Annotated in this window: 7 protein-coding genes; 3 read left to right on the top strand and 4 right to left on the bottom strand. The window is 71.5% G+C overall.

What is annotated here, in order from left to right; genetic code table 11:
• The 3 genes from ACTIE9_RS13300 to ACTIE9_RS13290 all read right to left on the bottom strand — a co-directional run.
• A partial coding sequence (locus ACTIE9_RS13300; protein WP_439566046.1) for an FAD-binding protein occupies positions 1–553 on the bottom strand: 553 nt, incomplete at its 3' end.
• A 3-nt stretch (positions 554–556) separates the two neighbouring features.
• Complete coding sequence (nadA, locus tag ACTIE9_RS13295) at positions 557–1,843, bottom strand: quinolinate synthase NadA (protein WP_439566045.1); 1,287 nt, start codon at positions 1,841–1,843, stop codon at positions 557–559.
• A complete protein-coding gene (locus ACTIE9_RS13290) occupies positions 1,840–2,586 on the bottom strand; it encodes an NUDIX hydrolase (protein WP_439566044.1) in 747 nt (248 codons plus the stop codon). The genes nadA and ACTIE9_RS13290 overlap by 4 nt, the downstream gene beginning before the upstream one ends.
• 135 nt (positions 2,587–2,721) lie before the next feature.
• On the opposite strand from ACTIE9_RS13290, the gene ACTIE9_RS13285 reads away from it, so the two are divergent.
• Genes ACTIE9_RS13285 through ACTIE9_RS13275 form a run of 3 tightly spaced genes read left to right on the top strand, consistent with a single transcriptional unit; the run spans position 2,722 to position 5,247 of the window.
• Positions 2,722–3,549: a trimeric intracellular cation channel family protein gene (locus ACTIE9_RS13285; protein ID WP_439566043.1), complete on the top strand. Its 828-nt coding sequence runs from the start codon at positions 2,722–2,724 to the stop codon at positions 3,547–3,549.
• A gap of 4 nt (positions 3,550–3,553) precedes the next feature.
• Positions 3,554–4,465: an RNA polymerase sigma factor SigJ gene (gene sigJ / locus ACTIE9_RS13280; protein ID WP_439566042.1), complete on the top strand. Its 912-nt coding sequence runs from the start codon at positions 3,554–3,556 to the stop codon at positions 4,463–4,465.
• Between the two features lie 35 nt (positions 4,466–4,500).
• On the top strand, positions 4,501–5,247 hold the full coding sequence (locus ACTIE9_RS13275) for an SDR family oxidoreductase (protein ID WP_439566041.1): 747 nt from the start codon (positions 4,501–4,503) through the stop codon (positions 5,245–5,247).
• 174 nt (positions 5,248–5,421) lie between these two features.
• Here the strand turns inward: ACTIE9_RS13275 and ACTIE9_RS13270 are convergent.
• A partial coding sequence (locus ACTIE9_RS13270) for a 2-isopropylmalate synthase (RefSeq protein WP_439566040.1) occupies positions 5,422–6,879 on the bottom strand: 1,458 nt, incomplete at its 5' end.

Genomic DNA, 6,879 nt, shown 5'->3' with positions numbered 1-6,879 from the left:
CCACGACGTGCCCGACCCCCGCGGGCCCCTCGCCGCCGGCGCCCGCGACCGCCCCGTCGCGCACGATGAGCGAGGTCGCGCGCGCGAACTCGCGGGCCCGGATGCGCCCCTCGCGCACGGCGGCGGCCAACGCCGTCTCGATCACGCGCCCCGTGGCATCCCCGCCCGCGTGCAGCACGCGCGCGACGGAGTGGGCGGCCTCGAGCCCGCGGGCCCAGTCGCTCACCTCGTCGAAGGGCGCGACGGCGCCCTCGGCCGGGTCGAAGGCGACCCCGAGGGCGACGAGGTCGTGCACCCGGGCGGGCCCCTCGGTGCAGAGGATGTCGACGGCGGCAGGGTCGCTCAGCCCGGCCCCGGCGATGAGCGTGTCGCGCGCGTGCAAGGCGGCCGAGTCGTCGGGGAAGACGGCGGCCGCGATGCCGCCCTGCGCCCAGGCGGTCGAGCCGGCCGTGAGCACGTCTTTTGTGACGATCGTGACGTCGTGCCGGCGCGCGGCGCGCAGCGCGGCGACGAGACCGGCCATGCCGCTGCCGATGACGAGGATGTGGGCCATGGGTCAGTCCCGCGGCTTCGCGGCGAGCATGCGCTCGAGGGCGAGCTTGGCGTCGGCCTGCACGCCCGCGTCGACGACGATCTCATTGACGACGCGGCCCGCGACGAGCTCCTCGAGCACCCAGGCGAGGTAGCCGGGGTGGATGCGGTACATCGTCGAGCACGGGCAGATGACGGGGTCGAGGCAGAAGATCGTGTGCTGCGGGTATTCGGCCGCGAGCCGGTTCACCATGTTGACCTCGGTGCCGATGGCAAAGGTCGTGGGCTCGGTGGCGCCGGCGACGGCGCGCCGGATGTAGTCGGTCGAGCCCGCCTCGTCGGCCGCATCCACGACCTCCATGGGGCACTCGGGGTGCACGACGACGCGTACGTCGGGGAAGTCGGCGCGGGCCTTCTCGACCTGACCGACGGTGAAGCGCTTGTGCACGCTGCAGAAACCGTGCCACAGCACGACGCGCGCATCGAGCAGCTGCTGCTGCGTCGAGCCGCCGAGCGGTTTGCGCGGGTTCCACATCGGCATCTGCTCGAGCGGCACGCCCATCGCCTTCGCGGTGTTGCGGCCGAGGTGCTGGTCGGGGAAGAACAGCACGCGTTGCCCGCGCTCGAAGGCCCACTCGAGCACGGTCTTGGCGTTCGAGGAGGTGCACACGATGCCGCCGTTCGCCCCGCAGAACGCCTTGAGCGCGGCGGAGGAGTTCATGTACGTGACGGGGATGATCGGCGCGCGGCCCTCGGCGTCAGGCTCGGTGCCGTACACCGACAGCAGCTCGTCCCACGCCGCTTGCACCGAGTCGATGTCGGCCATATCGGCCATCGAGCATCCGGCGGCCAGATTCGGCAGGATGACGCGCTGCGAATCGCGGGCCAGGATGTCGGCCGTCTCGGCCATGAAGTGCACGCCGCAGAACACGATGTACTCGGCGTCGGGCTTCGTGAGGGCGGCGTTGGCGAGCTGGAACGAGTCGCCGAGGAAGTCGGCGTGCTGCACGACCTCGTCGCGCTGGTAGAAGTGGCCGAGGATCACGAGGCGGTCGCCGAGGGCCTCTTTCGCAGCACGGATGCGGGCGTGCAACTCGTCGTTCGAGGCGTCTTGGTACTCCCGAGGCAGGGCGCCCTGGCGCGGTGACCCGGTGGGGATGACGTCGTGCATCGACGATCCGGGGCCGTAGCCGGGCACGGAGTCGAAGGCCCACGGGCCCTGGTCGAGCTCGGGGGTGCAGGTCTCGCCCGGCGCCTGGCCGTTCGTGATCAGGCGGATGGTCGTGGCGACGGAGGCGTCGATGGCGGTCATGCGGAGTTCCTCAGGGGTGCGGTGCTGCGGGGCTGGTCGATGTCGCTGGCTGTTCCGGCGGCCTGGCGGCTCAGGGGGCCGGCGTCGACGAGGTCGACGGCGCCGGTGTAGCGGTAGAGGCGCGGAGGGCGGTGACGGCCGCCGGTGACGACCTCCCCCGTGGGTTCGATGACACCGCTCGTCTCCATCTGACGCCGGAAGTTCGCGGGGTCGAGAGGCTTGCGCAGCACGGCCTCGTACACCTCGCGCAGCTCGGCGAGGGTGAACCGCGAGCCGAGGAAGGCGTGCGCGATGCGGGAGTACTCCATCTTCGTGCGCAGCCGCCAGAGGGCGTAGTCGACGATGAGGTTGTGATCGAAAGCGAGGTCGGGCAGCTCGTCGGCGGGGAACCACCGCACGTTCTCGCCGAGGGTCACCCGCTCGGCCTCGTCGGGGCGCACGAGCGCCCAGTAGACGATCGAGACCATGCGCTGGTCGGGTGAGCGGTCGACGTCGCCGAAGGCGTAGAGCTGCTCGAGGTAGGTGGGCTCGAGGCGCGTGGTCTCGCCGAGGTTGCGGCGCGCGGCCCCTTCGAGGCTCTCGTCGGTGCGCACCATGCCGCCGGGCAGCGCCCAGCGGTCGAGGTAGGGCTCGCGCGTGCGCCGCACGAGCGGCAGCCAGACGCTCGGCGCGCCGTCCGCGTCAGACCGCAGTGCGAAGATCACGGTCGAGACGGCGAGGGCGATGGCCGTGCTGCCGGTCATGGATGCTCCTTCCGCCCGATGCCGCGTGTAAAAGTCGGTCTGACCTGAACAGAGTGTAACACTTCGGGTGGGCGTGACACGAACACGGCGGCTCCGCAGAACGCGGGCGCAGCATCCACCCACCAGAATGATCATGTGGACGACGTCTTCGTGATCCCCCTCTGGGTCGACCTGCTCGCCGTCGGCATCGGCGCCCTGCAGGGGGCGCTGTTCGCCGCGCAGTTCCGCGACCGCCGGCTCGATTGGCTCGGCGTCGCGATCATCGGCATCGTCGTCGGCTTCGGCGGCGGTCTGCTGCGCGACCTGCTGCTCGATGTGCCCCTGGCTCCCCTGCAGTCGAACTGGTACGTCGTCGTGGCAACGGGAGCGGCGCTGCTCGGCATGCTGCTCGAGCGGGTGTTCCGGCGCCTCAATCGCTTCATCACCGTGCTGGATGCCCTCACGATCGGCCTCTTCGGCGCGATCGGCACGACCAAGGCGCTCGCGCTCGGCCTGCCCGAGGTCGCCGCCGTGTTCGTGGGCGTGCTCGCCGCCGTCGGCGGGTCGATCTTGCGCGACCTGCTGCTGAATCTGCCGATCGCCCTCATGCACGTCGGCTCGCTCTACGCCGTCGCCGCCGCCGCCGGATCGGGCACCATCGCCGTGCTGCTCGCGCTCAACGTCGACGTGCTCGTGGCGGGTGCGATCGGCGTGGCCATCACGTTCGGCGTGCGCGTCGCCTCGGTGCTGTTCGGCTGGAGCTTGCCCGAGCAGCGCGCGATCACGCGACTGCCGAAGCTGCCCGCCCTGCCGAAGCGCGGGCGGCGCGACGAGGACGCCGCGGCCGACCGCGGGCGCACGGTCACGACCGCGACCGGCGTGATCCACCTGCACCCGACGACCTCGTCGATCCCCATCGTCGGCTCCGAACCGCGGGCGCGCCGCCGCTCCCCCATCCCCGGCGCGAGCCAGCAGCGTGGGTGACAGCGTGACGTCGGAATCGCTCTCCGTGTTCGAGGCGGCTCGCCCGCGGCTCACCGGACTCGCCTACCGCTTGCTCGGCTCATGGGCCGAGGCGGAGGACGTCGTGCAGGATGCGTGGCCGAAGTGGGCGGCCGTCGCCGGGCCGGGCATCGCTAACGCGGATGCCTACCTGACCACCATGGTCACGCGGCTCGCGCTCACCGCGCTCGACTCAGCGCGCGTGCGCCGAGAGCAATACGTCGGCCCGTGGCTGCCCGAACCCGTCGACACGCGGGCCGACCCCGCGCTCGGCGCCGAGACGGCCGAAGCCCTCGACCTCGCGACCCTGCTGCTTTTCGAGCGACTGAGCGGCCCCGAGCGCGCCGCCCTCGTGCTGCGCGAGGCCTTCGCCTACGACTACGCGAGCCTCGCCGAGGTGCTCGACACGAGCGAGGCCGCCGCGCGCCAGCTCGTCTCTCGCGGGCGCCGCGCCCTCGAGGGCCAGCGGCGGCAACCCGTCGACCCGCAGCAGCGCGCCCGCGTGCTTGCCGCCTTCGTCGCGGCCGCCCAGGGCGGCGACCTGGCCGCGCTCGAAGCCGTGCTCGTCGACAACGCCGTGGCGATCAGCGACGGCGGCGGGGTCGTGAGCGCCGCGCGCCGGCCCGTGCACGGTGCCGAGCAGGTGGCCCGCTTCGTGCTGGGCGTGCTCGAGAAGTTCGGGCAGGGAGTGCGCAGCATCCCGGTGCAGGCCAACGGTGCAACCGCCTTCCTGGCGGTCACCGAGGGGCCCGAGGGCGTCGAACCCGTCGCGCTGTGGGCGCTCGACATTGGAGACGAAGGGGTGCGCGGAGTGCTCATCGTGCGGGCTCCCGACAAGCTCGCACGCTTCGCGGCGGCCGCCCTGTCACAGATCGACGGCCCGCCCGGTCGACTCTGAGAGGGCGCGGTGCGCGCGCCCACGAGAGGAGCACCATGACCCTGCTGATCACCGGCGGCACCGGAACCCTCGGTCGCCCCACCGTCGAGGCGCTGCGCGCGGGCGGGCTCGAGCCGCGCATCCTGAGCCGTCGCCCCGGCCCCGCCCACGTCGTCGCCGACCTGCAGTCGGGCGCCGGGCTGCCCGCGGCGCTCGCGGGCGTCGAGACCGTGCTGCACCTCGCCACCAACCGGCGGTCGGATGCTCGCGCGACCCAGCACCTGTTGCAGGCCGCGCGTTCCGCGAGCGTGCAGCACCTCGTGTACCTGTCGATCGTCGGCGTCGACGCCGTTCCGCTCGGCTACTACCGCTCGAAGCTCGCGTGCGAGCAGCTCGTCGAAGGGTCGGGCGTGCCGTTCACGATCCTCCGAGCGACGCAGTTCCACGACTTCGTGGCGGGGGCCTTCCGCGCGCAGCGACGGCTGCCGCGGGTCATCACGGTCGACGCGCCGTTCCAGCCGATCGACACGGGCGCCGTGGCCTCGCGGCTGACCGAGCTCGTGGCGGCGGAGCCCGCCCTCGGCCGGGTCGACGACCTCGGCGGGCCCGAGGTGCTGCCGATGGCCGAGCTCGCCCGGAAGTGGCTCGTGGCGCGTGGCGTGACGACCGAGGCCGCCGAGCGCCGGGTCGTCGAGTGGCACGCGCCCGGAAGGCTCGTCGGCGCCTACCGCGCAGGGCTGCACACGACTGGGGTGCCCGGCCCGGGCATCCGCTTCGCCGACTGGGCCGCGACCGCCCGCTGACGCGCCCCCTGCAGAGGCTGCCCGTCTCCACAATTCAGGAGTTGTCAGGCGTGGCGGGTGGGTGGCCGCGCTCTCACGGCGTGTCGCGCGGCGTGATGAACCAGCAACTCCTGAATTGTGGAGATCGCGACGGATGCGGCGGGCACCTCGGGTGCCCGCCGTGCGGCTCCGGCCTTACGCGCTGACGAGCTCGCGGTCGGGGGTCTCGAGCCGGATCGCCCGGTTGACCGCCGAGACGACGGCCTTGAGCGACGCGGTCGAGATGTCGGGGTCGATGCCGACACCCCACAGGGTGCGGCCGTTCACCTCGAGCTCGACGTAGGCCGCCGCGTGGGCATCCCCGCCGGCCGAGAGCGCGTGCTCGACGTAGTCGAAGAGGCGGATTGCGATGCCCTGACGCTCCATGATGCTGAGGAAGGCCGCGATCGGACCGTTGCCGGTCGCCTCGACCGCGGCGATCTCCTCCCCATCGCGCAGCGTCGCGCTCAGCGACACCGTTCCCGTCATGTCGGAGGCGGTGCGGGTCGACAGTAGCTCGAAGCGGCCCCACTTGGCGTCGGGGTCGGTCGAGGGCAGGTACTCGTCTTGGAAGATCTCCCAGATCTGCTCGCTCGTCACCTCGCCACCCTCGGCATCGGTCTTGGCCTGCACGACGCCGCTGAACTCGATCTGCAGCTTGCGCGGAAGGTCGAGAGCGTGGTCGGTCTTGAGCAGGTAGGCGACGCCGCCCTTGCCCGACTGCGAGTTGACGCGAATGACGGCCTCGTAGGTGCGACCCAGGTCTTTGGGGTCGACGGGCAGGTACGGAACCCCCCAGACGAGGTCGTCGACGCTGACGCCCGAAGCCTCGGCCCGGGCATCCATCGCCTCGAAGCCCTTCTTAATCGCGTCTTGGTGCGATCCGCTGAAGGCCGTGTAGACGAGGTCGCCGGCCCAGGGGCTGCGCTCGTGCACCTTCAACTGGTTGCAGTACTCGGCGGTGCGCTTGATCTCGTCGAGGTCGCTGAAGTCGAGGTGCGGGTCGATGCCCTGCGTGAACAGGTTGATGCCGAGGGCGACGAGGTCGACGTTGCCGGTGCGCTCACCGTTGCCGAACAGGCAGCCCTCGATGCGGTCGGCACCGGCCATGTAGCCGAGCTCGGCGGCGGCGACGGCCGTGCCGCGGTCGTTGTGCGGGTGCAGGCTGAGGATGACCGAGTCGCGTCGGGCGAGGTGCCGGTGCATCCACTCGATCGAATCGGCGTAGACGTTCGGCGAGGCCATCTCGACCGTGGCCGGCAGGTTGATGATGATCTTGCGGTCGGGCGTCGGCGCGATCTGCTCGATGACCGCGTTGCAAACCTCGAGCGCCGTCTCGAGCTCGGTGCCCGTGTAGCTCTCGGGGCTGTACTCATAGAAGATCTCGGTGCCCGGCACGGTCGCCTCGTACTGCTGGCACCAGCGAGCGCCCTGCAGCGCGATCTCTTTCACACCCTCGACGTCGGTGCGGAACACGACCTCGCGCTGCAGCACGCTCGTCGAGTTGTAGAAGTGCACGATGGCGCGCTTGGCGCCCTTGATGGATTCGTAGGTGCGGGCGATGAGGTGCTCGCGCGCCTGCGTCAGCACCTGGATGGTGACGTCGTCGGGGAT

The organism is Microcella sp., assembly GCF_051860105.1.
Classification (GTDB): domain Bacteria; phylum Actinomycetota; class Actinomycetes; order Actinomycetales; family Microbacteriaceae; genus Microcella.
Note: the sequence above shows the minus strand (reverse complement) of the source record. Positions and strands in the feature narration are given on the sequence as shown.